Below are 433 nucleotides of genomic sequence, written 5' to 3'. Positions count from 1 at the left end.
TATAGGAGAAATGCATGAGTACCCGTACCGAACACGACACCATGGGCAATGTTGAAGTCCCGTCCGAAGCCTATTGGGGCGCGCAGACCCAGCGCAGCCGCAACAATTTCAAAATCGGCGGCGAAACCCTGCCGCAGCCGTTGATTTATGCTTTGGCGCTGGTAAAAAAAGCCGCAGCCGCCACCAATGTCGCCCTCGGCAGGATTAAGCCTGAGCAGGCGGATTTGATTACGCAGGCGGCGGACGACGTGTTGAACGGCAAGCTCGACGGGCAGTTTCCATTGGTAGTGTGGCAGACCGGCTCCGGCACGCAGTCCAATATGAACATGAACGAAGTGCTGGCGAACCGCGCCAACGAAATCGCCGGTACGGGTTTGGCGGCGTACCAGCCCGTCCATCCTAACGACCATGTGAACCATGCGCAATCGACCAA

The 433-nt window shown here is 57.7% G+C and carries 1 protein-coding gene; it reads left to right on the top strand.

Features of this window, described 5'->3' with window-relative positions; all coding sequences use genetic code 11:
- Window positions 1-14 precede the first annotated feature (14 nt).
- Window positions 15-433: lyase family protein (locus ACTHUR_RS21545; RefSeq protein ID WP_440400856.1), on the top strand; the 419-nt coding region annotated here is incomplete at its 3' end.

The sequence above is a fragment of the Neisseria sp. P0021.S007 genome (genome assembly GCF_051956855.1).
The sequence above is the reverse complement of the archived record's forward strand: the minus strand, read 5'-3'. Positions and strand labels throughout refer to the sequence as shown.